The organism is Pseudomonas sp. AC083, from assembly GCF_979253165.1.
The window spans coordinates 135,265-161,520 of the sequence record NZ_CEEDDH010000009.1 but is presented as its reverse complement, the minus strand read 5'-3'; the positions used below and the strand labels follow the sequence as shown (position 1 = coordinate 161,520).

Annotated in this window: 25 protein-coding genes; 8 read left to right on the top strand and 17 right to left on the bottom strand. The window is 62.5% G+C overall.

Features of this window, described 5'->3' with window-relative positions:
* Positions 1-26: 26 nt before the first annotated feature.
* From madM to pilG, 16 genes are all read right to left on the bottom strand, one after another.
* Complete coding sequence (gene madM, locus AC0IXA_RS15510; RefSeq protein WP_024014642.1) at positions 27-791, bottom strand: malonate transporter subunit MadM; 765 nt, start codon at positions 789-791, stop codon at positions 27-29.
* A gap of 5 nt (positions 792-796) precedes the next feature.
* The gene (madL, locus tag AC0IXA_RS15505) at positions 797-1,189 is read right to left on the bottom strand and encodes a malonate transporter subunit MadL (protein ID WP_016772756.1); all 393 of its coding nucleotides are present in this window, start codon (positions 1,187-1,189) and stop codon (positions 797-799) included.
* Positions 1,190-1,256: 67 nt separating this feature from the next.
* A complete protein-coding gene (mdcH, locus tag AC0IXA_RS15500) occupies positions 1,257-2,177 on the bottom strand; it encodes a malonate decarboxylase subunit epsilon (RefSeq protein WP_471813784.1) in 921 nt (306 codons plus the stop codon).
* Positions 2,174-2,794, bottom strand: a complete 621-nt coding sequence (locus tag AC0IXA_RS15495; protein ID WP_471813782.1) for a malonate decarboxylase holo-ACP synthase — start codon at positions 2,792-2,794, stop codon at positions 2,174-2,176. The genes mdcH and AC0IXA_RS15495 overlap by 4 nt, the downstream gene beginning before the upstream one ends.
* Positions 2,788-3,573 (bottom strand): biotin-independent malonate decarboxylase subunit gamma, encoded by a 786-nt coding sequence (gene mdcE / locus AC0IXA_RS15490; RefSeq protein ID WP_122603370.1) that lies wholly within the window; start codon positions 3,571-3,573, stop codon positions 2,788-2,790. The genes AC0IXA_RS15495 and mdcE overlap by 7 nt, the downstream gene beginning before the upstream one ends.
* Complete coding sequence (locus AC0IXA_RS15485; RefSeq protein WP_471813780.1) at positions 3,570-4,421, bottom strand: biotin-independent malonate decarboxylase subunit beta; 852 nt, start codon at positions 4,419-4,421, stop codon at positions 3,570-3,572. Before AC0IXA_RS15485 ends, mdcE begins: the two co-directional genes overlap by 4 nt.
* Positions 4,414-4,713, bottom strand: coding sequence for a malonate decarboxylase subunit delta (locus AC0IXA_RS15480; protein WP_125925447.1), 300 nt, complete (start codon positions 4,711-4,713; stop codon positions 4,414-4,416). The genes AC0IXA_RS15485 and AC0IXA_RS15480 overlap by 8 nt, the downstream gene beginning before the upstream one ends.
* A complete protein-coding gene (locus tag AC0IXA_RS15475; RefSeq protein ID WP_125925446.1) occupies positions 4,713-5,570 on the bottom strand; it encodes a triphosphoribosyl-dephospho-CoA synthase in 858 nt (285 codons plus the stop codon). Before AC0IXA_RS15475 ends, AC0IXA_RS15480 begins: the two co-directional genes overlap by 1 nt.
* A complete protein-coding gene (mdcA, locus tag AC0IXA_RS15470) occupies positions 5,570-7,240 on the bottom strand; it encodes a malonate decarboxylase subunit alpha (RefSeq protein WP_016772750.1) in 1,671 nt (556 codons plus the stop codon). Before mdcA ends, AC0IXA_RS15475 begins: the two co-directional genes overlap by 1 nt.
* A 268-nt stretch (positions 7,241-7,508) precedes the next feature.
* Positions 7,509-7,874 (bottom strand): DUF6124 family protein, encoded by a 366-nt coding sequence (locus AC0IXA_RS15465; protein WP_471813777.1) that lies wholly within the window; start codon positions 7,872-7,874, stop codon positions 7,509-7,511.
* 512 nt (positions 7,875-8,386) lie between these two features.
* Positions 8,387-8,857: a chemotaxis protein CheW gene (locus AC0IXA_RS15460; protein WP_076564430.1), complete on the bottom strand. Its 471-nt coding sequence runs from the start codon at positions 8,855-8,857 to the stop codon at positions 8,387-8,389.
* Positions 8,850-14,759: a hybrid sensor histidine kinase/response regulator gene (locus AC0IXA_RS15455; RefSeq protein ID WP_471813775.1), complete on the bottom strand. Its 5,910-nt coding sequence runs from the start codon at positions 14,757-14,759 to the stop codon at positions 8,850-8,852. The genes AC0IXA_RS15460 and AC0IXA_RS15455 overlap by 8 nt, the downstream gene beginning before the upstream one ends.
* Positions 14,760-14,770: 11 nt before the next feature.
* Entirely contained in the window at positions 14,771-16,819 is a 2,049-nt protein-coding gene (locus AC0IXA_RS15450; RefSeq protein ID WP_041476807.1) for a methyl-accepting chemotaxis protein, read from the bottom strand.
* Between the two features lie 272 nt (positions 16,820-17,091).
* The gene (locus AC0IXA_RS15445) at positions 17,092-17,631 is read right to left on the bottom strand and encodes a chemotaxis protein CheW (protein WP_341638105.1); all 540 of its coding nucleotides are present in this window, start codon (positions 17,629-17,631) and stop codon (positions 17,092-17,094) included.
* 10 nt (positions 17,632-17,641) lie between these two features.
* Positions 17,642-18,007, bottom strand: coding sequence for a twitching motility response regulator PilH (gene pilH, locus AC0IXA_RS15440; protein WP_016772744.1), 366 nt, complete (start codon positions 18,005-18,007; stop codon positions 17,642-17,644).
* Between the two features lie 60 nt (positions 18,008-18,067).
* Positions 18,068-18,472: a twitching motility response regulator PilG gene (gene pilG / locus AC0IXA_RS15435; protein WP_016772743.1), complete on the bottom strand. Its 405-nt coding sequence runs from the start codon at positions 18,470-18,472 to the stop codon at positions 18,068-18,070.
* Positions 18,473-18,697: 225 nt separating this feature from the next.
* Between pilG and gshB the strand changes: the two genes are divergently transcribed.
* From gshB to AC0IXA_RS15400, 7 genes are all read left to right on the top strand, one after another.
* Complete coding sequence (gene gshB / locus AC0IXA_RS15430; RefSeq protein WP_042606571.1) at positions 18,698-19,669, top strand: glutathione synthase; 972 nt, start codon at positions 18,698-18,700, stop codon at positions 19,667-19,669.
* A 140-nt stretch (positions 19,670-19,809) separates the two neighbouring features.
* Positions 19,810-20,709 carry an energy transducer TonB gene (locus tag AC0IXA_RS15425; RefSeq protein WP_039757551.1) on the top strand — a complete coding sequence of 300 codons (900 nt, stop codon included), beginning with the start codon at positions 19,810-19,812 and terminating at the stop codon, positions 20,707-20,709.
* 168 nt (positions 20,710-20,877) lie between these two features.
* Complete coding sequence (locus AC0IXA_RS15420) at positions 20,878-21,450, top strand: YqgE/AlgH family protein (RefSeq protein ID WP_016772739.1); 573 nt, start codon at positions 20,878-20,880, stop codon at positions 21,448-21,450.
* Entirely contained in the window at positions 21,450-21,887 is a 438-nt protein-coding gene (gene ruvX / locus AC0IXA_RS15415; RefSeq protein WP_016772738.1) for a Holliday junction resolvase RuvX, read from the top strand. Before AC0IXA_RS15420 ends, ruvX begins: the two co-directional genes overlap by 1 nt.
* 81 nt (positions 21,888-21,968) lie before the next feature.
* The gene (gene pyrR, locus AC0IXA_RS15410) at positions 21,969-22,475 is read left to right on the top strand and encodes a bifunctional pyr operon transcriptional regulator/uracil phosphoribosyltransferase PyrR (protein ID WP_024014655.1); all 507 of its coding nucleotides are present in this window, start codon (positions 21,969-21,971) and stop codon (positions 22,473-22,475) included.
* Positions 22,476-22,502: 27 nt separating this feature from the next.
* A complete protein-coding gene (locus tag AC0IXA_RS15405; RefSeq protein ID WP_016772736.1) occupies positions 22,503-23,507 on the top strand; it encodes an aspartate carbamoyltransferase catalytic subunit in 1,005 nt (334 codons plus the stop codon).
* Complete coding sequence (locus AC0IXA_RS15400) at positions 23,504-24,775, top strand: dihydroorotase (RefSeq protein ID WP_071172226.1); 1,272 nt, start codon at positions 23,504-23,506, stop codon at positions 24,773-24,775. Before AC0IXA_RS15405 ends, AC0IXA_RS15400 begins: the two co-directional genes overlap by 4 nt.
* Before the next feature lie 152 nt (positions 24,776-24,927).
* Here AC0IXA_RS15400 and AC0IXA_RS15395 read toward each other — a convergent pair whose 3' ends face one another.
* On the bottom strand, positions 24,928-25,362 hold the full coding sequence (locus tag AC0IXA_RS15395; RefSeq protein WP_016772734.1) for an NINE protein: 435 nt from the start codon (positions 25,360-25,362) through the stop codon (positions 24,928-24,930).
* A gap of 248 nt (positions 25,363-25,610) precedes the next feature.
* Here AC0IXA_RS15395 and AC0IXA_RS15390 point away from each other — a divergent pair, with 248 nt between their 5' ends.
* Positions 25,611-26,228, top strand: a complete 618-nt coding sequence (locus tag AC0IXA_RS15390) for a C40 family peptidase (protein WP_341638106.1) — start codon at positions 25,611-25,613, stop codon at positions 26,226-26,228.
* Positions 26,229-26,256: the final 28 nt, after the last annotated feature.

Sequence of the window (26,256 nt, the reverse complement as noted above, 5' to 3'; positions counted from 1 at the left end):
TGGGAGCGAGCCTGCTCGCGAAAGCGTCAGCCCATCAACCCGCGCATCGCCAGAAATAGCAGCGAAGGCCCCAGCAGACACCCAAGCGCGGTGTAGAACGCCGCCGTCAGGCAACCGTACGGCACCAGCTTCGGATCGGTGGCCGCCAGGCCTCCGGCAACACCGCTGGAGGTGCCCATCAAACCACCGAAAATCACCGCGCTGCGCGGATTGTTCAGGCCGATCATCGGTGCCACGAACGGTGTCATCACCATCACCAAAATCGCCTTGATCAGCCCCGCCGCAATCGACAGCGCCATCACCTCGGAACTGGCACCAATCGCCGCGCCGGTCACCGGGCCGACAATGTAAGTCACGGCACCCGCGCCAATGGTGGTCAGGCTCACCGCATCGGTGTAGCCGAACGCCATCGCCACGCCGACCCCGGCGACGAACGAGGTGCCAACGCCGACAAACAGCGCCAGCACACCGACGAGTCCGGCGCGTTTGAGCTCATCGACACTCACGCCAAACGCCGTCGCCACAATCGCGAAATCCCGCAGCATCGCACCGCCGAGCAGGCCGATGCCGGACAGCAGGGGAATATCCACCACGCCTTTTTGCCCACCGGTGAGTGCGCCGCCGATATACGACAGCACCAGCCCGAGCAGAATGGCGATCGCCGAACCGTGCAGACGGCCCTTGGTGAAGGTGTTGGACATCCAGTAGGACACCCACATGGTCAGGCCGACAATCAAAAAGCCGCTGATCAGACCGTAGCCGGTGATCACTTTCATCATTGATTCGTACATGGCGATTACCCCGCAGTCTTGGCAGGAGCAATCGGCGTTTCTTGCTTGTTGCCCATGCGCGTCAGCACCGGCACCAAGGCAAAAGCGATCACTACGGCGAGGGTGCCGGCAAGAATCGCCATCGGCCCGCCCTTCAGCGCACCGTAGACATTCTGCTGCGCGGCCATGGCGACCACGATGGGAATGTAGATCGCGCTCCAGAACTCCACGCCCTGCTCGGTCTTGCCCTTGAGCCAGCCGCTCTTGTAGAGATAGCTGCCCAGGCCGATCAACAGCAGCATCGCAATGCCGACACCGCCGACGTTGGCCGGCACGCCGATCAGCTTGCCGAGCAGTTCACCGACCCAGATACCGACCAGCGTGCAAAAGGCGAGAAATGCCACACCGTAAATAATCATTGTTGTAGTCCTCAAAGTGCATCGTCGAATGTTGTTTTTGTTGTTCGAAGCTTGAGTCGCGGCGGTTTTAGAGTTGGCGGCCACCCTCCTCGCGCAACAGCGCTTGCAGGGTATCGAGGCGGGCACTGTCGAAGGCAGTGACGGTGCCCTGCTCGAACACCCGGCGCGCCAGCCCGGTCAGCACCGCACCGGGCGGCAGTTCGATCTGTAGACGCACGCCGCGCTCGTAGGCGCTTTGCACGGTGCCGCGCCAGTCCACCACGCGGCACATGTTGAAAGCGAGGTCGTCACGCAGCGCTTCGACTTTGGCAACAGGCCTTGCGCGACTGCCGCTCAGATAAGTGATTTTCGGGTTCTTCAGTTCAACCTTGGCGAAGGCCTCGGCAAGCGCCTGCGCCGGTTTTTCCAGCAATGGGCAATGCGACGGCACGCTCACCGCCAGCCGCTTCGCCACTCCGGCGCCGCGACTGCGCGCCAGTTCGGCCACCGCGTGCATGGCCTTGTCGCTGCCGGCAATCACCACTTGGTTATCGGCGTTGATGTTGGCCAGATACACCGGCGCATCTTCGCTGTGCACTTGCGCCAGCAGGGTTTCGACGGTGGACAACTGCAAGCCGATGATCGCGGTCATGCCGTAGCCCTGTGGATAAGCCTGCTGCATCAGCTCACCGCGCAGGCTGACCAGATGCAGCGCATCGCTGAAACTCAAGGCTCCCGCCACCACTGCTGCCGGGTAGGCGCCGATGGACAGGCCGGCGACGTAATCCGCAGTCAGTCCATCCTGCAATAACTGCCGCGAAGCAGCGACACCGGCGATCAGCAGGCACAGCTGCACCGCTCTGGTCGTGCGCAATGCCTCGGCTGAATCCAGCAGCGCAACATCTTCGCCCAGCACATCACTGGCCTCGATCAGCGTTTCCCGAGGCAAACGCTGGAGCATGCCCGCTTGCTGCGCGCCCTGGCCGGGGAACACCAGCAGACTGCTCACGCTGCCTGCTCCTGCGGGTGCCACGGATTCGTCACCAATGCAGCCTGATGCGCATTTTTCAGCAGCACTCGGGCCGAACCGCTGGCCCATTCACGCAAGGCCACAGCGCCGAATGGGGTCTGCAATTGCATGTCGACCCGGCACACAGCCTGATCGAAAGGCTCCACGAGTTTGCATGCCTGATTGCGCGTGATCATCTGCGGCGCACGCAGAATCAGATCGAGATCACTGGCCGCGTGCATCGCTGCAAAACCACTGGCCAATTCAAACCCGACACTGCCGCTTACACCCCAGACCCAACCGCAGTCATCGAGCATCGGCCGCAGTTGTTGGAGCCCCTGCATCACTGGCAGATCTCGCTCGCACTCAACATGACAAAGGGCTTCGGGACTGACCCGACAGGCAATCGAATCGAGCGGCATAAACGCCGCCAGCCGCTGCTCGCGCAACACACCACGAACGCCGACCGCGACCAGACCTTCCTCGCTCAAGGCCCGCCGCACCACCACCGGTTGCCCGGCCGCCAGCGCCGCGATCGCCCACGCTGGCGCATCCGCCGGCAACTGCGCCGGGGTCATGCCCCAGAGCAGATCGTGGGCCAGGGGCAGGTTCACCACTGCGCCCTCAGCAATTCGCGGACTTTGCTGGAAGCGGCACGATTACTCGCACCAAGGCGCCCTTTCAAATCAGTGCTGGTCACATCGCTGATCGCTTGCTTGAGGCACTCAGTCACGCGCGTCAGATCTTCCTCTGTCGGCTGTTCAATCTGCTGCACCGAGAGGGTTTCCCAGAGCAGACCGAGGCTGGCGTAGCTGTCGATGTCGTAGGCCATCGGCGGCACGCTCGACGCCAGCGCCTCCAGTTCCTCGACACTGCGCAATGTCACCCGCGCCGCCGAGGCCTTGCCCATCGCGTGCACCATCACACCCGGATCGCGCAAAGCAATCAGGCGATTGGCCTGATAACCGTGGGCGAGAAATGCACCCGACATGGCCTTGCCCACCAGCAGCGCAATCACCGGATGCCCGGCCAGACGCGCACGGGCATAACCGTCCGCCGCGCCGGCCAGGGCCTGATGAATGCCGAGGGCTTCTTCGCGGCGGCCATACGCCTGGCTCGGCACATCGACGATGGCGATGATCGGGCGCTTCTGTGCGCTGTCGCGGTCGGCGCTGATCGCGTCATCCACAGCCTTGGCCAGCCCCCAACCTTCGAGCAGACCGACCTCGCCATTGCGGGCGCGGGGAAAACGATTGTCCGGGTCGGCGACCACGGCGATAAACCTGCCGAGCTCAGCGTCGGCGACTTTCAACGACGGTGGCAAACCTTCGACGACACTGGCGCCAGCGCTGAGCGCATTGAACCAGTGCAAACCGCGCAATGAATAACCGCTCATGAGCGCTCTCCTTGATACAGATCGCGAACCACTGACGGTTCGATTTGCAGGTTAGTGCTCAGCTTGCCGAGGCGTTGCAGGAACCACCCGGCGCGTTGACTGCGCGGCTGTGCCGGCAAGCCTTGCTGGAGCAATTCGCCAACCTGCTGACGAATCTGCGCCACGTCATCGACGACATAACGGTCCACCAGTCCGGTGTTGAAACGCTGTTCGCCGCCGGTCAGGCTCCAGATGAAGGGCCGGTCGCGGGAGTCGTATTCCTCGATCCCGGCTTCCTGCTCGATCACTTGCGGGCCGTTCAGGCCGAGACGTGCTTCCTGGGTCACCAGCAAATAACTGCACAGCGCGGCGGCGATCGACATGCCGCCGAAGCAACCGACACTGCCGGCGACCACGCCGACCACCGGTTGGTATTGCTGCAAATCGACAATCGCCGCGTGAATATCGGCAATCGCCGCCAGCCCTAGATTGGCTTCCTGCAAGCGCACGCCGCCGGTTTCCAGCAGCAACACGGCGCGGGTGGCGATACCGTTGCGGTTGTCTTCGGCGGCCAGTTCCAGCGCACCGGCAATCTTCGCCCCGCCGACTTCGCCAAGGCTGCCGCCCTGAAACGCACCTTCAATCGCTGCGATGACCACCGGCAAACCGTCGAGGCTGCCCTTGGCGATCACCACCCCGTCATCGGCCTGCGGCACCACGCCCTGGCGCTCGAGCCACGGCGACATGACCCGTTGAAACGGATCGAGCAGTTCGCGAAAGGTCCCGGCGTCGAGCAAGGCTTGCGCCCGCTGCCGCGCGCCGAGTTCGACGAAGCTGTGTTTGTTGAGCAACGCTGCGCTGTCAGTCATGGTCGATCTCCTCGAAACCCTGTTCCAGACGCAAGCGCACCACCCCCGGCGTCGCGCCGAAATCATGGATATCGATGGCCATCGCCGGTGGCGTGGTGCCGTCGAACATCCGCGCAAACAGGTGCTGCCAGCGCTGCTGCGCGCCGTTGACCGAGGTCTGCACGTTGATCGTCAGTTTGCCGGCCAGACCCGGTTCGATCAGCACTTCCAGATCCCCCGAGCCGACACAGCCGACCAGCGCACGCCCGCGTGGCGGCTGCCCGGCGGGGAATTCAAACGATAGGTTTTCCATCAAAACGCTCCCTGAGAGATGCCATCGCGCTCGATACGATCGAGCAGCAGCGTGGCGGCGAGCAGGTCGGCGGCCCCACCGGGCGAGGCATTCAATGCGATGAGTTGTTGATCCAGTTCGTGCAGGCGCCGACGACCGCTGAGGCTGGCGCTGCCACCGGCATCGAGCACCGCTTGCGCGCCGGCCTGCATGGCGTGCAGGCCCGTTTCCCCGGCGCGGTAGAGCACGCAGGTGTCGGCCAGCTCGGTCATGATCGCCAGCAATGCATCGAGCCGGGCGTTCTGTTCGCCGTGACCGTTGGCGCGACTTTTGTGCAGTTGCGGCAAGCCGCGTTGCAACACGGACGGGAAGCCCAGTTGCGCTTCCTCGCGAGCACCGCGTGCGCCGTAACGCTGGGCAACTTGTGCGCCGTGGCTGAGTGGTGTCGGTGCGTAGCGGTCGTCGAGCAGTGCCAGGCGGGCGGCGCACAGGGCGATGGATTTCGGTTGCAGCGCGGCGGCCGTCACCAACAGTCCCAACGCCCAGATCGCACCGCGATGGGTGTTGACGCCGTTGGTGGTCACGAGCATGGCTTGTTCGCCCTCGCGACCGATGCGGCCAATCGCTTCGCGCAACGGCACACCGACTTCGCCGATCTCCAGCGCGGCCTCGGCCAATTCCTTGAATGCCGGCCACAAGGCCAACGCCGACGCGTGCATCAGGCCCAGGTGCAGATCGGTGTGCGCGCCGTTGCCACGACGGTCGACCAGCGCCGGTTTCGGCGACAGATCGGCTTCGTCGATCAACGCGTCCACTGCCAGATCGGCCAAGCGGTCAGCCAGAGAAAGCGGTTTCGCTTGCAGGTTGAATGCGTGCATTACCAGCTCCTGAATTTGGCGGGCGGGTTGTACAGGCCGCCGGACCACTCGACCAGATCGGCCACGCTTTTCGCCGCGAGCAATTCGCGCGTGGCGTCAGTGCGGCGGATGCCGAGGTCTTCGGGCAGGGCGATCAGGCCCTCGCGGCGCATGCGTTCGGTGTCTTTCGGGTTGTGGCGCAGGCCGATGGCGGTAACCCCGGCAACCGCTGCGATCATCGCCTGCCGCTCTTCCAGCGAGCGCGCCTTGTACAGGTAGGCGATGCCTTCTTCGGTGAGCAGGTGGGTAACGTCGTCGCCGTAGATCATGATCGGCGCCAGCGGCATGCCGCTTTTCTTCGCCACCTCCACGGCGTCGAGGGTTTCGACGAAGGTCGGTTTGCCGCCCTCCTGGAAGGTCTCGACCATTTGCACCACGAGTTTCTTGCCACGTTCGAGCATCGGTTGCGGCCCATCGGCGTGGCGCATGTCCAGCCACGCCGGAGTGCCGTGACGGCGGCCGCGCGGATCGTGACCCATGTTCGGCGCACCACCGAAACCGGCGAGACGGCCCCGAGTCACCGTTGAGGAATGGCCGTCGCCGTCGACTTGCAACGTCGCGCCGATAAACAGATCCACCGCGTATTGCCCGGCCAGTTGGCAGACCATGCGGTTGGAGCGCAGCGAACCGTCGCGGCCAGTGAAGAACACATCCGGCCGAGCGGCGATGTAGTTTTCCATGCCCAGTTCGGTACCGAAGCAATGCACGCTCTCGACCCAGCCGCTTTCGATCGCAGGGATCAGCGTCGGGTGCGGATTGAGCGTCCAGTTGCGGCAGATCTTGCCCTTCAACCCGAGGGATTCGCCGTAGGTCGGCAGGATCAGTTCGATGGCGGCGGTGTTGAAACCGATGCCATGGTTGAGCGACTGCACGTTGTGTTTTTCGTAGATCCCGCGAATCGCCATCATCGCCATCAGCACGTGCACAGGCTTGATGTGCCGTGGGTCGCGGGTGAACAGCGGTTCGATGTAGAACGGCTTGTCGGCGACCACGACGAAATCGACCCATGAAGCGGGAATGTCCACGCGGGGCAGTTCGCTGACGTCATCGACCAATTGGTTGACCTGGACGATGACGATGCCATCGCTGAACGCCGCCGGCTCGATCAGTGCGGGAGTGTCTTCGGTGCTCGGGCCGGTGTAGATATTACCGGCGCGGTCGGCCATGAAACCGGCCGAGAGCACAACGTTGGGGATCAGGTCCACGACGAGGCGGGCGTAGAGTTCGATGTACGTGTGAATGGCGCCGACTTCGAGCAAGCCATCTTCGAGCAACTGGCTGATGCGCAGGCTTTGCGTGCCGGCGAAGGAGAAATCGAGCTTGCGGGCGATGCCGCGTTCGAACAGATCAAGGTGTTCGGAGCGGCCGACGCTGGGCATGATCATGTGCAGATCGTGGAGCTTGGCCGGGTCGGCCTTGGCCAGCGAACGCGAGAGGAAATCCGCCTGCTTCTGGTTGTTGCCCTCCAGCACCACACGGTCGCCGGGATGGATCAGCGCTTCGAGCGCGGCGACGATCTTGTCGCTGGGCAGCACCGCGCCATCGGCCAGCCCGCGCACCTTGTCGAGCCGGCGCTGCTTCTCGTCACGCCGCCGCGTCCAGCGCGAGTCGGGGGAAATTGTTGTTGTCATGCTCACTCCACGGGTTCGCTGTCGTGGAGCCAAGTTAGGCGTGTGTGATGAGGGCATCAATCAAGCTGGGTGGTGAATCATTACGCTGAGAGTAACGGACAAGCTGAAGCTCCTGTAGGAGCTGTCGAGTGAAACGAGGCTGCGATCTTTTGATTTTCAGAATCAAGATCAAAAGATCGCAGCGTGCCGCAGCTCGTACAAGGGGAACGCATTCCAATTGTGGGAGCGAGCCTGCTCGCGAAGAGGCCAGTCGCCTCAGCGCATTCGCTCAGTCGGTTGGCACCATTTTGTCCAGCACGCGGTTCACCGCCATCTCCGCCACCATGACAATCTGCGCGATGCCCTGCAGGGTCTTGCGCTGTGAGCCGTCCACCGAGGCGGCGTGGTTGTGCAACATGACTGTCGCCGAACCAAGGGTTTCACAGGCGTCGGCCAGCAAGGACTCGGTGTCGGCTTCGGGGTTGGCCATGTACAGCGTGTTGGGGGTGTACGGCGGGGCCATGAAGTCAGCGCTGGGCGGGCCGAGGTAATGGTCGAGGGCACGCTCGGCGGCGTCGTGAAATTTCTTTGAGTCGGGGGATTGGTAGGGCGATGCCGGGTCTTTGGTCGGCGGGTTTGGCGTTACTTTGAACATGAGCTGTGTTCCCGTTGTTGAGCGCCAACCCCTTGGCTACTAAACGAAAGGGAGGCGACTGTACGCAGGTTAGTAGACCGGGGAACTCAGCTTAAGCCGGCGCGCCGAAGCGCCCTACGTACAGCCACCATCAAGCTCAGATGCGGAACACCTGTGATGAATGCACGACCAGCTGAATTACCGCGGGCTACTAAACCCGATCACTGGGAATCAGTGACCCGATCCAAGTTACGCAGCATGCCCTGGGCGCACAAGCCGGCGGATTCTGGTGCATGCGTAGGCAGCGGCGCAAGGATTTGTAGGTTGGTGCGGCGTAACACCGGGTGTCTTTAAACACAGGTACGGATTGGTGTTTATTGAGCTACAGGAATTGAGGATCCACCTGTGGGATTGAGGTGATGCGACTGGCGCTTTCGCGAGCAGGCTCGCTCCCACAGAGGTTGCCCGGTGTACACACCTGTGGGAGCGAGCCTGCTCGCGAAGAGGTCATCCAAAACATCGAAAGCCTTGGATCAGCGGGCCAATCCCGCCTCCACCAACAACTTCTCCAGCCCCAACAAATCCGGCACCTTCGCCACCTGCTCGCCCACCTGCACCGCCGCCTGTTCCAGCGCACACAACGGCACATCGACATAACTCAACTGACTGTCGAGCTTGTACGACCGAGGAATCCCCTGCACCAACAGGGCGATGAATCTCAGCTCGGGCAAGCCGCCCAGCGCATTCAGAATGACGATCCGCGCCCGTTCGCCGATGACGATTTTCTGCCCGCAGGCCGATTCGAAACTGATCAACGGAATCTGCCGCTCGCGCCACGTTACCCGGCCCAGGTACCACGGCGGCGTGTCGAGATCGAAGGCGCTGGCCTGGTAGTCGATCAGCTCGGCGATGGCGACATTGGGCAGGATCAGGTTGCGATCGGCCAGCGGCAGCAACAGCCCGGTGAGCTGACTGGTGCGCGGGTTGTGCCGGTGCTCATGCATGTTTCTTGCTCCACTGGGCGATGCTCTCCAGCAACACCGATTCCTGATACGGCTTGCCGAGGTAGTCGTTGACGCCGATGGCCATGGCGCGGTCGCGGTGTTTCTGCCCGGTGCGCGAGGTGATCATGATGATCGGCAAGTGGCGCAGGCGTTCGTCGGCGCGCACCTGGGTGGCGACTTCGAAGCCGTCCATGCGCGGCATTTCGATGTCGAGCAGCATCAGGTCGGGCATGTGCTCCTCGAGCAGCAGCATCGCATCGACGCCGTCCTTGGCGGTGAGCACGTTCATGCCGTGGCGTTCGAGAAAACGGCTGGTGACCTTGCGCACCGTCACCGAGTCATCGACGACCATGATCAGCAGCGGCTTGTGCGGCTCGCTGTCGATCTCCGTGGCCGTCGGTTCCTGCGCCAGGCGCGCCTGCATCGCCCGGATCGGTGCGAGCAGATCCAGAATCAGCACCACCCGGCCATCGCCGAGAATCGTCGCCCCCGACACGCCCTGCACCGCCGCGAACTGCGCGCCGAGGCTCTTGACCACGATCTCGCGAGTGCCGGCCATGGCGTCGACCAGCACCGCAACATGGCGGTCGTTGCAATGCACCAGCAGCACCGGCAACGGCAGGTTCTGCCCGAGCAGTTTTGGCCGTGGCGCAGTCTTCAACAGCTCACCGATATAACAGAGCTCATAACGCTGGCCGGCGTATTGATAACTCGGCGGATCCTGACGGAAGTGCCCTTCCAGATCATTCGGCAACACGCGCACGATGCCTTCGATGGTGTTCAGCGGAATCGCGTACTGATCCTCAGCGCACTGCACCATCAGCGCGCGGTTGACCGACACGGTGAACGGCAGGCGAATGCGGAAATGCACGCCCTGCCCCGGCACCGAATCGATGCTCATGCTGCCGCCCAGCTGACGCACTTCTTCGTGGACCACGTCCATGCCGACGCCACGCCCGGAAATCTGGGTGATCTTTTCCGCCGTGGAGAAACCCGGCTGGAGAATGAACTGCAACACATCGCGGTCGCTGATCTCGGCGTCGGGCGCCAGCAGACCGCGCTTGATCGCCTTGCGCCGCACGGCTTCCAATGGCACACCGGCGCCGTCATCGCGGATGTCGAAAACCATGTCGCCGCCCTCGCGCGACAGATCGAGGGTGATCTGCCCTTGCGCCGGTTTACCCGCCGCCAGCCGCACCTCGGTGGATTCCAGGCCATGGTCGACGGCATTGCGCAGCATGTGTTCCAGCGGCGCGGCCATGCGCTCCAGCACGTTGCGATCCATCTCGCCATCAGCGTTGCCGACGACGAATGCGACATCCTTGCCCAGCTCTTCGGCGACCTGCCGCACGATGCGTTTCAGACGCGGCACCATGCGTTCGAACGGCACCATGCGCGTACGCATCAGGCCTTCCTGCAGCTCGGTGTTGATCCGCCCCTGTTGCTGCAACAGGTTCTCCGCGTCGTGGTTGCGGCGGTCGAGGGTTTCCTTCAGGTCGAGCAGGTCCGAGGCGGATTCGAACAGCGCCCGCGACAGTTGCTGAAGCTGCGAATGGCGGTCCATTTCCAGCGGATCGAAGTCTTCATAACCGAGGCGTTCGCCATCGACTTGCTGGCGGCTGAGGATGCGCCCTTGGGTTTCGGTGTCGAGGCGGCGCAACTGATCGCGCATGCGCTCGATGGTGGTTTCCATCTCGTTGAGGGCAATCTGCGCATCGTTGACTTGCTGCTCGATCCGCCCACGAAAGATCGAGGTTTCTCCGGCCAGGTTGACCAATTCATCGAGCAGCTCGGACGAGACCTTGACCATGTCTGCGCCAGCATCGGCGGCGGGTGGCGCTGCCTCAGGTTTGACCACGGGAGCTGGCGCCTGCGGCGTTTCAACCTGCGCCGGATGGCTGAAATTCTGGATCGCGCTGATCAGCCGATCGGCCGGCGGGCAAGGTTGCCCGGCGCGCACGCCATCGAGCATTTGCGCCAGTCGGTCATGGCCGCGCTGCACCAGCGCGAACAGTTCGGCGGACGGTTGCAGCGCACCGGTGGAAAGGCTTTCGTAGAGAAATTCCAGCTCATGGGCGAGGTCGCCGATCGGGCCGATTTCGACCATCCGCGCGCCGCCCTTGAGGGTGTGCAGATCGCGCAGCAGGGTTTCGATTTCCTGACGGTTGCCCGGCTCGGCCTGCCAGCGCAACAGCGCGGCGCCGGAGCTTTCGATGATGTCGAAGCCTTCTTCGAGGAAGATCTCCAGCAACTCCGGATCATGCCCGGCGTTGTCGTGTTCGACCGCTGCGGGGGCAGATTCGCTGGCGGCCTGGCCCTGACGCAACTGACGGATCGCGTCGATCAGATCTTGCGCCGGGGTCAGCGCTTGATGCGCTTGCAGTTGCTCCAGCATCAGCGCCAACCGCTCATGACTGCGCTGCAACAAACCTTCGAGCGCAGCGCTGTGGTTGTAGCGTCGATCGACCAGCCCTTCGTAGAGATTTTCCAGTTCCTGGGCGAGGTCGCCGACGGCCTCGACCTCGGCCATGCGCGCGCCGCCCTTCAGCGTGTGCAAGTCGCGCTGCAATGACGACAGCGGCGCGGCGTTGTCCGGGTCCTTGCGCCAGCGCTGCAAGGCTTGCCCGGCGCTGTCGAGAATGTCCACCGCCTCTTCGAGGAAGATTTCGACGATTTCGTCGTCCGGCTCGAGGGCGGCAACCGATTGCTGCAATTGCGCGGTGGCGCTGCCCAGCTCGCGAATGTCCAGGGTGCGGCTGCCATCGCTGCGGATCAGGCCCATCGACGCCGGGTCGAGGCCTTCGTCGAGCAGTTCCTGCAAGGCCCGAATCCGCTCCGGTTGCGCGGTGATTTCCTGGCCGGCAGCGAGTTCGTCGAGCATGTTGATCAGCGCTTCGTGGGCCAGTTGCGCTTCGTGGAAAAACCGCTCACTGACCGCCAGGCTGCTTTCTTCCACCGCGCCATACAGGTCGAGCAAGGCTTCGCAGAGGCCATCGACCGCCTGCAGATCGGCCAGATGCGCGCCTTCGCCCAGAGTGGTCAGCTCATCGAGCAAGGCGCTGAGTTCCTGGCGTTCGCCGGGGTGCTGCTGCCAGCGCTGCAAAAGGTTTTCGGCGTCGAGGAGGATGTCCATGCCTTGGGCGAGGAAGTTGTTGATCAGTTGCGGATCGCGCTTGAGGCGCAGGCCGCTGTCAGCGCCATCGGTGCTGGCTTGCAGGCGCTCGGCGAGCAGCGCCTCGGTGCGCTTGATCAGCGACTGCGCACCGACAATCGGCGCCAGCGGATCGTGTTTGAGCTGGCGCAGGCCGACGCGGAACAAGCCCTCGGCTTCGAGCAGCAATTCGACCTCGTCCAGATCCAGCGGCAACTGATGCGCCTTGAACTCGCGAGCCAGTTGATCCAGTGAAGCCGCCAGTTCGGCCATCGGCAATACGCCGGCCATCGAGGCACTGCCCTTGAGCGTGTGCAGCGCCCGTTGCAGTTCGTCGCTGGCCGGCAACGGCACCTGTTCGGCGGCCTGATCGAGGAAACGGTTGAGGCTGGCGAGGTGGGTCTCGGCTTCTTTGCGGAAGATTTCCAGCAGCAGCGGATCAAGCGCGGCGACGTCGTCGGTGTCTTCGGCAGCCAGCGGTTCATCGCCTTTGGCCAACGCGTGGGCGCGGGCGGCGAGTTGGTCGACATCGTTGCGCTGGCGCTGACGCTGGGTGGCAAATTCGTTGATCAGCTCGGGCAGCAGCAACACGGTGTCGCCGAGCAATTGGCGCAGCACCGCGCCGGGCTCGACGCTTTGTTCGAGCACGCGGTTGAGCAGGTTTTCCACGGCCCAGGCCAGTTCGCCGAGGACCAACGCGCGGACCATGCGCCCGCTGCCCTTCAAGGTATGGAAAGCCCGGCGCAGTTCGGTCAGCGCGGCGCGGTCCTGGGGATTGGCGGTCCAGCGCGGCAGGTATTCGTGGAGGACCGCGAGGACTTCGTCGGTCTCTTCGAGGAACACTTCGCGCAGTTCATCGTCGACCGGTTCTTCATCCGCTGGCGGCGGCATCAGGCTGTCGGGGCTGTTGCGCGCCGGCGGGTTGAGCGCCGACAGCGGGCTGGCCAGCACTTCGGCCAGCGACTGCACGACGTCAGGGTCGTCGAGCGCTTGCAGATCCTGCATGAGCTGCGCTTCGCTGGGGCTGAGCACCTCATCGAGCACCGGCACCTGCGCTTCGCCGGGCTGCTCGTTGGCGAAGAAGCCGAGGTTGGCGAGGCTGTTCTGCGCGACATCGAGCAGATGCTCGGCGGGCGCCTGCGGGTCGTCGCTCAGGCGTTCGAGGTAATACTCGAGGCTGCTGATCACATCAGCCAGATGATCGAGTTGTTCCCAGCCCGGCTCATGATCATCGAGCATCAAATGCTCGCGAATGAAACCGTTGCAGGCCTCGACCAGACTCGCTGCGCGGGCCAGCGGAATCATCGCCAGCGCGCCGCGCACCTGCGTCAGCAGTTCGGGCAGCGATTGCAGATGCTGGCGGTCCCAATCGGCGTCGATGTAGTCGACGATCATGTCCTTTGCCTGTTGTAGGCAGATGCGCGCTTCCTTGATCACGATCTGATGGATCTGCGTCAGGTCGGTGGTCGGCAGGCGCGCGTCTTCGGCGCTTTGCGTCTCCACCGTGCCGACCATGCCGGCCAGCGTCGCTTCGACGTAGAGCAAGGCCCCGGCGACGTCCATGAGAATCGCGTCGTTCGGTTCGCGCTGGCCTTGGGCGAGGCTGAGCACCACTGCCAGTTGGTCGATGATGACTTTGCGCGGCTGGCCGAAACCCAGTACCGCGAGGGTGTCGGCGATCTGTCGCAGCGGCGCGAGCAGGCTGTCCAGATCCGAAGCGTGCTGGCGGTCACTGCGCACGAACAGATCGAGGCGCTCCTTGACCCGCACCAGCTCTTCGCACAGCGCCGCCAGCACCGAGCGCATGGCATCGCGGTCGGGGCCGGCGAGGCGCGCGCGTTCTTCATCGACCATCGCGCTGTCGGGCAACGCGTCGTCCAGGGAGTAGTGATCTTTCATGGTCAGCATCTGCCCGGTGGGATGTTCGGCTTTGGCAATATAGAACAACAGGCTTTTCAGCAGCTCGGCCGGCGCCGGTTGATTGAGCCCGACGATGCCCTGCTCGAGCAGGCGCTTGAGCTCTTGGTCGGCGTCCTTGAACAGGCTGCGCAGCGCCGGACTGTTGGCGATGACGCCCTCGCGCATGCCCTCGACCAACGCCGAGGCGACCTGCCACAACGGGCTCAACGGCGCGTCGCCGCTCAGCGCTTCGAGACGGCTGAAGACTTTGGCCAGATAGCCAAGGTGCGTCTGGTCGTCCTGTTCCCGCAGCAGACCGACCAGAGCCATTTGCAGCATCTGCCGCAATTTGCGCAGTACGTTCGGCAGATCGGGCGGTTCCAGCGCGGCGAGTGCCTCGTCGCCGAGCGGCGCCAGCTCGGGCAGTGGCGGGCTGAACAGGCTGGTTTCCGCCAGCAGGCTTTCACCGCGAGCGCTGCGCAGATCGTTGATCAGCGGCAGCACCACCAGCGGCAGGTCGCGGCGGGCGCTCTGCACGCGGTCGAGGTAAAGCGGCAATTGCCCCAAGGCTTGCAGCATCAGGTGCAAGGCTTCGTCGCGGTGCGGTACACGATCATGTTGCAGGGCTTCGACCAAGTGCTCCATTTCTTCGGCCAGTAACGCTGCGCCGTAGAACTCGACCATTTGCAGACTGCCGTGGACCTGATGAATGTACGCCAGGCACTCGTCCAGACCGGGGAAGGCCTGCGGATCGTCGAGCACGGCTTCGATCGCCTGATGCGCCAGCTTCAGCGTTTCGGCAATTTCGCCCTTGACCCATTCCAGGGCCACGTAGTCGTGCCGATCACCCATAACCACTCCACTCACGCTTTATCTGTCGCCGCCGGCAAGGTGAAACCGGACACCGAACGGCGCAACTGACTGGCCATTTTCGCCAGGTTGCCGATGCTCTCGGCGGTGGCCGTGGACCCCGACGAAGTCTGCGACGTGATCTGCTGGATCACGTTCATCGTCAGCGAGATCTGCCCGGCCGAAGACGTCTGCTGTTGCGCCGCGTTGGAAATGCTCTGGATCAAAGCCGCGAGGGTCTTGGACACGCCTTCGATTTCTTCCAGGGCCACACCGGCATCCTGCGCCAGTCGCGCGCCGCGCACCACTTCGGTGGTGGTCTGCTCCATGGAAATCACCGCTTCGTTGGTGTCGGCCTGAATCGCCCGCACCAGGGTTTCGATCTGCCGGGTCGCGGCGGACGAACGCTCGGCCAGCCGCTGCACTTCGTCGGCAACCACGGCAAAACCGCGCCCGGCATCACCGGCCATCGATGCCTGGATCGCTGCGTTGAGGGCGAGGATGTTGGTCTGGTCGGCGATGTCATCGATCAGGCTGACGATGTCGCCGATTTCCTGGGACGACTCGCCGAGGCGCTTGATGCGCTTGGCTGTGTCCTGAATCTGTTCGCGGATGTTGTCCATGCCGTGGATGGTGTTGTGCACCACCTCGTTGCCTTTGTTGGCGATTTCCACGGAACGCTCGGCCACCGCCGACGATTCGGCAGCGTTGGCCGAGACTTGATCGATGGACTCGGCCATGTCGCTGATGGCTGTCGAGGCTTCGGAAATCTGCTGCGCCTGTTGCTCCGAGGCCTGGGCCAGGTGCATGGCGGTGGCTTGGGTTTCCTGCACCGCAGCGGCAACCTGGCCGGCGGTGAGGTTGATGGTCGCCACAAGATCGCGCAACTGGTCGACGGAATAGTTGATCGAGTCGGCGATGGTGCCGGTGAAGTCTTCGGTCACCGAAGCGGTCACGGTGAGGTCGCCATCGGCGAGGTCTTCGATTTCGTCGAGCAGGCGCATGATCGCGTTCTGGTTGCGCTCGTTCTTCTCGGCGGTTTCACGCAATTGGCGATTGGTTTCACGGACCATGACCAGACCGATGAGGATGATCGAGGCCAGCGCCAGCAAGCCCAGCACATAGCCGCCAATGGTGTCGGTGTTGCGCCCGCCGGCCAGGTGCTCGAACCCGGTGGCCAGATGCGAGGCTTCGTCGAGCAGGGTTTGCGAGAGGGTGAAGATGTTGCTCGCCGATTCGCGCACCTTGAACAGCTCTGGCGAAGTTTCGAGGATTTCATCCACGGAGCCGGAAACGAACTGGAACAGCTCGGAGATTTCGCTCAAACGCGCACGGGCGTCGCGGTCTTCGACCTGGCTGATTTTCAGCGCCGGGTTGCCCTGCAACATGCCGTTGAGCACCAGACCGAAACGCGCGGCATCACGACCAAAGGCATCGGCGGCCTGCTGCGAGTTTTCGTCACCGGCGAGCACGGTGTTGACCGCGCCAAGAATGCGTTCAGCCAGTAGCGACTGCCGTTGCGCCATCGCCACCTGCGCCGCCGGGGCGCCGCGCTGGAGCAGGATTTCCACGACTTTTTCGTATTCGATCTGCAACTGCGGCACGGTTTCGGCCAGCGTTGCGGCGACCTGATGCAGCGACAGCACGGTCTGTTCGCTGCTGAGGATCGCATCGGTGTTTTTCAGCAGGCGTTCCCAATCCATTTGCACCGCGCGCATTTCCGGGCGCACGGCGACGGGTGCCGGTGGCAGGCCGGTGTTCGGGTCACCCTTTTTCAGGTAACCCCAGCGCTGGGCAAAATCGTTGCGCGCATCACTGAGCAGTTTGAAGGCGGCCGCCTTGCCCGCCGCCGCTTCGGTGGCGTTCTTGGCGATGCGTTGCGAGAGCACCCGCAGTTCGCCGGCATGGCCGATGTACTGCTTGTCGTAGTTCGCCTGGGTGTTGAGGTACGCGAAGTTGGCGAACAGCAGCATGATGAACACGATCAGTGCGATAAACAGCACGATGATCTGCGCGCGACTGCGCGATGCTTCTGCCGACTTGCCTGTTTTTGCTTTTGTCATCGGTCCTCGCCTTAACCCACACCTTTGAGGCCTGCTGCAATCCCTGTGGGAAGCAACCTCATGATGAAGAAATTTTGTGGCGAGGGGATTTATCCCCGATGGGTCGCGCAGCGGCCCCAAAAACCTGAGTCGTATCGGCTACATCTCAAATACAGGTCTTGGGTCGGCTTAGCCAACCATCGGGGATAAATCCCCTCGCCACAGGTCTGTCTGACCCACAATTTTCCTGATCACATGGCCCATTCCACCCAATGGGTTCTGTGTTGTTCCTGCTATAGAGCCACACCCATGAACACCGGAGACCTGGCCAGTGCAAACAGGCTGAACACCCGCCAGTTCTGTTCACGGCGGAAATAACCTTTGACGAATTCGGCCTTGGAGCCCTGACGCTTGCTGATCGACAGCGGCTCGAAACTGCCCTGGTCGAAATGCTGCAAGCCGATGACTTCGTCGACCATTACCCCGGCGAACACGTCTTCATGCTCCACCACCAATACCCGCCGCTGTTTGCGCAGCGGCGACAGTTCATGGCCGAAGAAGCCGCACAGGTCCATGATCGGCAGCAGCCGCCCGCGCAGATTGGCCACACCCTTGACCCACGGCTTGACCCCGGGCAACTGGGTGAAGCGCGGTTCATGCAGGACTTCGCTGACTTCGCCCATCGGCGCCACATACCAATGCTCGCCGAGGCGAAAGCCGATGCCGCTCCAGCGATCCGGGCGCGCCGCTTGCGACGGCAGGTCGGCTGCCAGCAGGCGGCAGCGCTGGTCGATCTGCCAGAGCAGTTCGAACGCGGTCAGCGATTCGTTCATGATCGCGCGATCAGCCGTTGAGTACGTTGTTCAGGGTCTTGATCAGGGTGTCTTCGTCGACCGGTTTGGTCAGGTAATCCTTGGCGCCCTGGCGGGTGCCCCAGACCTTGTCGGTTTCCTGATCCTTGGTGGTGATGATGATCACTGGGATGTGCGCCGTGTCGGCATCCTTGGTCAGCTGACGGGTCGCCTGAAAACCGTTGAGGCCGGGCATGACGATGTCCATCAGCACCGCGTCGGGTTTTTCCTGACGGGCCAGGGCCACGCCGTCGGCGCCGTTCTCGGCCTTGAGCACTTCATGGCCGTGCTTTTCGAGCATGCCGGTGAGTTTGTACATTTCAGTCGGCGAATCATCGACGATCAGGATACGTGCCATGGTCTTCCCCATTTTTCTGGTCGACTGCCGGCCCGCTGGCCGAGCGTCACTGTGCGTGTCTTACTGCGGCAAAACGGCGGCGAAGCCCGGAACATGGGCCTGGATCGCGTTGAGCAGTTCTTCTTTGCTGAACGGCTTGGTCAGAAACTGATCAGAGCCGACAATCCGCCCCTTGGCCTTGTCGAACAGACCGTCCCTGGACGACAGCATGATCACCGGCGTCGCCTTGAAGGCGCTGTTGTTCTTGATCAGGGCGCAGGTCTGATAACCGTCCAGACGCGGCATCATGATGTCGACGAAGATGATTCCGGGATGGTGGTCGGCGATCTTCGCCAGCGCATCGAAACCGTCGATGGCGGTGATCACTTCGCAACCGACATTCTTCAACAATGTTTCGGCGGTGCGGCGAATCGTTTTCGAGTCGTCGATCACCATGACCTTCAAGGCGCTGGACTGCTGTTCCATAAGAGGGTTCTACCGTCGCCTTTGCGAATCAAATTGTCCGTTTTGCTGTGAATAATGGCCTGAAACCCTTGAAACCCATGGGGCGGCGCGATCTGCCAGCCTTTTTAGCACAGTCTCCAGATGCAATCTATCGACGGGTTTTTCCTTGACCCGAAACCCGCCCGGCGCCACTCTGGCGGCACTTTTTCAATACCGATCCGGTAGCCAAATTTCGAGGAAAACCCAATGAGCGTTCGCGTCGGGATTGTCATGGACCCTATCGCCAGCATCTCCTATAAAAAGGATAGCTCGCTGGCCATGCTGCTGGCCGCGCAGAAGCGTGGCTGGGAACTGTTCTACATGGAACAGAAAGACCTGTATCAGGCCGAAGGCCAGGCGCGGGCGCGGATGAGCCCGCTGAAAGTCTTCGCCAACCCGGACAAATGGTTCGAACTGGACGCCGAACAGGACAAGCTGCTGAGCGACCTGGACGTGATCCTGATGCGCAAGGATCCGCCGTTCGACATGGAATTCGTCTATTCCACTTATCTGCTGGAACAGGCCGAAGCCGCTGGCGTGCTGGTGGTGAACAAGCCGCAGAGCCTGCGCGACTGCAATGAAAAATTGTTCGCTACGCTGTTTCCGCAGTGCACGCCGCCGACCATCGTCAGCCGCCGCCCGGACGTATTGCGTCAGTTCGCCGACCATCATGGTGACGTGATCCTCAAACCGCTGGACGGCATGGGCGGTTCGTCGATCTTCCGCCACACCGCCGGCCACCCGAACCTCTCGGTGATCCTCGAAACCCTGACTCTGCACGGCAAGCAGCAAATCATGATTCAGGGCTACCTGCCGGCGATCGTCGATGGCGACAAGCGCATCCTGATGATCGATGGCGAGCCGGTGGATTACTGCCTGGCGCGGATCCCGGCCATGGGCGAAACCCGTGGCAACCTCGCCGCCGGTGGCCGTGGCGAAGCACGTCCGCTGACCGAAAAGGATCGCTGGATCGCCGCCCAGGTCGGCCCGACCCTGCGCGAGAAAGGCCTGCTGTTCGTCGGCCTCGACGTGATCGGCGAGCACCTGACCGAAATCAACGTCACCAGCCCGACCTGCATCCGCGAAATCGACAATGCGTTCGGCACTGATATCGGCGGGATGCTGATGGATGCTATCGAAAAGCAGCTGCAAGCTTCGAGCCGCAAGCCACAAGCTTGAAGCCGGCCCGCGTCAGCTTGAAGCTTGAAGCTTGAAGCTGCCCCTATGCAGCTTGTCGCTTGAAGCTCGTAGCTTGCAGCTAAAAACCAACATTGCGTTATCATGCCGAGCCCAAAAAACGCGATGTTGGTTTTTCTACGATGACTCTGCCGTCCGATCTGCCCGCTGAACTCGCCCATCGTGGCGTGCGCCCGGCCGATCGCCTCGGTTTTACCCTGTTTCTCGCGGCGCTGATTCACCTGGCGCTCCTGCTCGGCGTCGGCTTCACCATGGTCGAGCCGCAGCAGATCAGCAAAACCCTGGAAATCACCCTGGCCACCTTCAAGGCCGAGAAGAAGCCGGAAAAGGCAGATTTTCTCGCTCAGGAAAACCAGGAAGGCAGCGGCACGCTGGACAAGAAAGCCCTGCCCAAGACCACCGAAGTCGCGCCGTTCCAGGACAATCAGGTCAAAAAGGTCACCCCGCCGCCCGCCGCCAAGCCAGTCGTGCAGGAAGCCGCCCCGAAGGCAGCGGTGACCACCGTCGCGCCGAAACCGAAAAAGGCGCCGACCAAGAAAGAAGAAAGCAAAACCGAAGTCAAACCGACCGTCGACGCGCCGGTGTTCGACAGCTCGCAGTTGTCCAGCGACATCGCCAGTCTCGAGGCGGAGCTGGCCAAGGAACAACAGCTGTACGCCAAGCGCCCGCGCATCCACCGCTTGAGCGCGGCCTCGACCATGCGCGACAAGGGCGCTTGGTACAAGGACGACTGGCGCAAGAAGGTTGAGCGCATCGGCAACCTCAACTACCCCGAAGAAGCCCGACGCAAGCAGATCTACGGCAATTTGCGCCTGATGGTCTCGATCAACCGCGACGGTTCGCTGTATGAAGTGCTGGTGCTGGAATCCTCCGGCCAGCCGCTGCTCGATCAGGCGGCGCAGCGCATCGTCCGCCTGGCCGCGCCGTTTGCACCGTTTACCGGCGATCTGTCGGACATCGACCGCCTGGAAATCATCCGCACCTGGAAATTTGCCCGGGGTGACAAGCTCTCAAGCAATTAAAGACCCTTCAAACCCTGTGGGAGCGAGCCTGCTCGCGAATGCGGTGTGTCATTCAATATTAATGTGACTGATCCACCGCATTCGCGAGCAGGCTCGCTCCCACATTGGAATTGTGTTGTCAGCATCTCCAGCTTGTCAGTTCGCCCCTCGAACGCCACACTAGCGCTCATGAAAAACGTCAGCCCCAGCTACCTCAAGCATCACTTCCTGATCGCCATGCCACACATGGCCGACCCGAACTTTGCCCACACCTTGACCTACATCGTCGAGCACACGGCCAATGGCGCGATGGGGCTGGTGGTCAATAGGCCGCAAGACTTGAACCTGGCCGACATCCTCGAACAGCTGCGCCCGGACATCGAGCCGCCGGCGCGTTGCCAGGATGTGCCGATCTTCATCGGCGGGCCGGTGCAGACCGATCGCGGTTTTGTCCTGCACCCGGCGGGCCAGACCTTCCAGGCCACCGCGCAACTGGACGGCGACCTGGCCCTGTCGACTTCGCAGGACGTGCTGTTCGCCATCGCTGACGGCGTCGGCCCCGCGCAGAGCCTGATCACCCTCGGTTACGCCGGTTGGGAAGCCGGGCAACTGGAAGCCGAACTGGCCGACAACGCCTGGCTGACCTGCCCGTTCAACGCCGACATACTCTTCAACACCCGCAGCGAATTGCGCCTGGAAGCGGCGGCGCGGCACTTGGGCATCGATCTCAATCTGCTCACCAGCCAGGCGGGTCACGCCTGATGGCCCTGCGCCTGATTCTCGGCTTCGACTACGGCACCAAACAGATCGGCGTCGCGGTCGGCCAGGTCATCACCGGCCAGGCCCGCGAGCTGTGCACCCTCAAAGCACAGAATGGCGTGCCGAACTGGGATCAGGTCGAAGCGCTGATAAAAGAATGGAAACCCGACGCCGTAGTGGTCGGCCTGCCGTTGAACATGGACGGCACACCCAGTGAGATGTGCGTACGCGCGGAGAAATTCGCCCGCCGCCTCAACGGCCGCTACAACCTGCCCTTCTATACCCACGACGAACGCCTGACCACTTTCGAAGCCAAGGGCGAGCGACTGGTGCGTGGCGGGCAGAAAGGCAGTTACCGCGACAACCCGGTGGACGCCATCGCCGCTGCCCTGCTGCTGCAGGGCTGGCTCGATGAAAACACTGCATTGTTTGAATCCTGACAAGCGCTTCGGCGCTTTTCTTTTGGTTATAAACCGAGCTTCGTCCGGGAGGACGCAGCGCGGAATCACGAAGGAGCAACCATGAGCCTGCCCAATCCCGCCGATCTGATCAGCCAGATGGCGACCCGCCTCAAGGCGCACCTTGCCCAGCGTGACATCAGCGAACCGCGTTACATCGGCATCCGCACCGGCGGCATCTGGGTCGCGCAGGCGCTGCTCAAGGAACTGGCCAGCGATGCGCCACTGGGCACGCTGGATGTGTCCTTCTACCGCGACGACTTCAGCCAGAACGGCCTGCACCCGCAAGTGCGCCCGTCCGCCCTGCCCTTCGAGATCGAAGGCCAGCATCTGGTGCTGATCGACGACGTGCTGATGAGCGGTCGGACCATTCGCGCCGCCATGAATGAACTGTTCGATTACGGCCGCCCGGCCAGCGTCACCCTGGTCTGCCTGCTGGACCTGGACGCCGGCGAGTTGCCGATCCGCCCGAACGTGGTCGGCGCCACCCTGACCCTGGCCGGCAACCAGCGGGTCAAGTTGTCCGGCCCCGAGCCGCTGACGCTCGAACTGCAAGACGTCACCCTTTAATCCGCCCTATTGAGAGTCCCCCTCGCGATGACGCCTCTAGATACCAAGCGCCCGCTGCAGCTCAATGATCAGGGCCAGCTGCGCCACTTCCTCTCGCTCGACGGCCTGCGCCGCGAGTTGCTGACGGAAATCCTCGACACTGCCGACTCGTTCCTTGAAGTCGGTGCCCGGGCGGTGAAGAAAGTTCCGTTGCTGCGCGGCAAGACCGTGTGCAACGTGTTCTTCGAAAACTCCACGCGCACCCGCACCACGTTTGAACTGGCGGCCCAACGGTTGTCGGCAGACGTGATCACCCTCAACGTGTCGACATCGTCGGCGAGCAAGGGCGAAACGCTGCTCGATACCCTGCGCAACCTTGAAGCGATGGCCGCAGACATGTTCGTCGTCCGCCACGGCGACTCGGGCGCGGCGCACTTCATCGCCGAGCATGTCTGCCCGCAAGTGGCGATCATCAACGGCGGCGACGGCCGGCATGCGCACCCGACCCAGGGCATGCTCGACATGCTCACCATCCGTCGGCACAAGGGCGGTTTCGAAAACCTTTCGGTAGCGATCGTCGGCGACATCCTGCATTCGCGGGTGGCGCGCTCGAACATGCTCGCGCTGAAGACCCTCGGCTGCCCGGACATCCGCGTGATCGCGCCGAAAACCCTGCTGCCGATCGGCATCGAGCAATACGGCGTCAAGGTCTACACCGACATGGCTGAAGGCCTGAAAGACGTCGACGTGGTGATCATGCTGCGCCTGCAGCGCGAGCGCATGACCGGCGGCCTGCTGCCCAGCGAAGGCGAATTCTACCGCCTGTTCGGCCTGACCACCGCACGTCTGGCCGGGGCCAAACCCGATTGCATCGTCATGCACCCGGGGCCGATCAACCGTGGCGTGGAGATCGAGTCGGCGGTGGCCGACGGCCCGCACTCGGTGATCCTCAATCAAGTGACCTACGGCATCGCGATTCGTATGGCAGTGCTGTCCATGGCCATGAGCGGGCAGACTGCGCAACGTCAATTCGAGCAGGAGAACGCCCAGTGAAGCTCAGCATTCTCGGCGCACGCGTCATTGATCCCAGCAGCGGCCTGGATCAAATCACCGACATCCACGTTGAAGCCTGCAAGATCGTCGCCCTCGGCGCCGCACCGGCCGGTTTCAGCGCAGTAGAAACCATCGATGCCCAAGGTCTGGTCGCCGCACCGGGGCTGGTTGACCTCAATGTTGCCCTGCGCGAGCCGGGCTACAGCCGCAAAGGCTCGATCGTCAGCGAAACCCGCGCCGCCGCTGCCGGTGGCGTGACCAGCCTGTGCTGCCCGCCGAAGACCAAACCGGTGCTCGACACCTCCGCTGTGGCCGAACTGATCCTCGACCGCGCCCGCGAAGCCGGCAACACCAAGGTGTTCCCGATCGGCGCGCTGAGCAAAGGTCTCGATGGCGAGCAACTGGCCGAACTGGTGGCCCTGCGCGACGCCGGTTGCGTGGCGTTCGGCAACGGTCTGGAGAGCTTCCGCAACAGCCGCACCCTGTGCCGGGCGCTGGAATACGCGGCGACTTTCGACCTGACGGTGATCTTCAACTCGCAGGATCACGATCTGGCTGAGGGCGGTCTCGCCCACGAAGGCGCGGTCGCCAGTTTCCTGGGTCTGCCGGGTATTCCGGAAACCGCCGAAACCGTGGCGCTTGCTCGCGATCTGCTGCTGGTCGAGCAGACCGGCGTGCGTGCGCATTTCAGCCAGCTGACCAGTGCACGGGGTGTGGCGCTGATTGCTCAGGCGCAGGCCCGTGGCTTGAAGGTAACGGCGGATGTTGCGTTGTATCAGCTGATCCTGACTGACGAAGCGCTGATCGACTTCAACAGCCTTTATCACGTGCAACCACCGCTGCGCACCCGTGCCGACCGCGATGGTCTGCGTGAAGCGGTGAAATCCGGGGTGGTCTCGGCCATCTCCAGCCATCACCAGCCCCACGAGCGTGACGCCAAACTGGCCCCGTTCGGCGCCACCGAGCCGGGCATCAGCAGTGTTGAGTTGCTGCTGCCCTTGGCAATGACCCTGGTCGAGGATGGTTTGCTCGACTTGCCGACGCTGTTGGCGCGTCTGAGCGCAGGCCCGGCCGAAGCACTGCGTCTGCCGGCGGGAAAACTGGCGGTAGGCGGTGCGGCGGATATCGTGCTGTTCGATCCGAAGTCTTCGACGGTGGCCGGTGAACACTGGCTGTCGAAGGGCGAGAACTGCCCGTTCATCGGGCACAGTCTGCCGGGCGTGGTGCGCTATACGCTGGTGGATGGGCGGATCACCCACCAGGCATGACCTGCTGCTGAGGGAGATTGTGGCGAGGGGATTTATCCCCGTTCGGCTGCGTAGCAGTCGCGAAGCCATTGCACGCGGTGGAACAAATCCACCGCGTTCTCGGATTCAGGACCGCTTCGCGGCCCAACGGGGATAAATCCCCTCGCCACTATTTACTGGAAGGCGCCGCGATTCTGCGCGTTGCGCACCGACACCTGATCGTTCAGCGTCCAGAAGTCATACAGCACGCCAATAAAGAACAACCCGCCGGTCAGCAGATACAGCAGGCCGCTGATCCATTTGCCCTGATACATCCGGTGCACGCCGAACACACCGAGGAAAGTCAGCAGAATCCACGCGACGTTGTACTCGATCGGCCCGGCGGCAAAGCGCAGGTCGGCCTCGCGATCCATCGCTGGGATCAGGAACAGGTCGATCAGCCAGCCAATCCCCAGCAAACCGAAGGTGAAGAACCAGATCGTTCCGGTCACCGGCTTGCCGTAATAAAAGCGGTGCGCGCCGGTGAATCCGAAAATCCACAGCAGGTAGCCGATGACTTTGCTGTGAGTGTCTTTTTCTTTCACGCGGGGGAGCTGATAGCTGTTCATTAAGACCTCATTGCACTCGATAGATAAATATTCTTCATTTCTTTGTGACTTTTTTACAGGTGGCCGACGTATGGCAAATGTTACCGTTGCTAGCGCGAAACCCTTGTAGAACCTGACTTCTGTCGGACAATTGCGTACTTTTTTAGCGTTTTTGGTTCCGTAGCCGGCGGAATGAATCGATGAACGGCCTCGGAACGGCAAAAAAAGCTGTTATAAAGTTGCGCGCTATCACTTATGAGCCACGCCTAATGCGACCATTTTTCAAGACATGGCTGACTATTTGCCTATTAATGCCACTGGCCGCCCACGCCACCAATCGTGAGCAACGTCTTCCCAACGTCAACGGCTTCACCCCGAAATCCCATGCTTCGGCTCCCTCGAGCAAAAGCAGCAAGAGCAAGACCACCACGCTGAGCAGCAAGAGCCGCAGCAAGCTGGTGCCACCGATGGCGAGCAAGGAAAGCAGCAATGTGCTGAGCCGTGCGGTAAACGTCCTCGGTACACCTTATCGTTGGGGCGGCAGCAGCCCAAGTAAAGGCTTCGATTGCAGCGGTCTGGTGAAATACGCGTTCAACGACGCTACTTTCGACCTGCCACGCACCTCCAATGCCATGGCCAGCGGTCACGGCGAGAAAGTCGAGCGCAAGGATCTGAAGCCGGGCGATCTGATTTTCTTCAACATCAAGAGCCGTCGGGTCAACCATGTTGCCATCTACCTGGGCAACGACCGCTTCATCCACGCCCCGCGCCGGGGCAAAGCGGTGAGCATCGACACGCTGAACAAGCCGTACTGGGAAAAGCATTACGTCGTCGCCAAGCGCGTGTTGCCGAAAGAACAGAGCCAGATGCGCGTGGTTCAACGCTAAAAGATCAAAAGATCGCAGCCTTCGGCAG